This window comes from Psychromonas arctica, from assembly GCF_038155225.1.
Taxonomy (GTDB): Bacteria; Pseudomonadota; Gammaproteobacteria; order Enterobacterales; family Psychromonadaceae; genus Psychromonas; species Psychromonas arctica_B.
Window position 1 is genome coordinate 1 of the sequence record NZ_JBAKBA010000166.1, and the last position, 243, is coordinate 243.

At 37.4% G+C, this 243-nt stretch carries 1 protein-coding gene; it reads right to left on the minus strand.

Features of this window, described 5'->3' with window-relative positions; all coding sequences use genetic code 11:
* The coding region (locus V6255_RS18185; RefSeq protein ID WP_341629398.1) for a family 1 glycosylhydrolase at window positions 1–243 on the minus strand (243 nt) is incomplete at both ends.

The following is a 243-nucleotide window of genomic DNA, read 5'->3' on the forward strand; positions in this document are numbered from 1 at the left end:
ATGCTCTGGGGCAAACTGATTCTCTTCACTGTCATCCAGACTAAAAGCTGGACTGAAGACATGACTTAACCCAATTTCACCAAATTGATTGAACTTTTTATAAGCGATGACAGTCTGTGCATGCGTATAGAAAACATTATGTATGGCTTGGAAATATTTTTTAGGGTCATTCTGAATGCCTGGTGGATGTGCACGCGCTAAATAACCTAAATTACAAAATACGAAGGTTTCATTAAAAGTGAT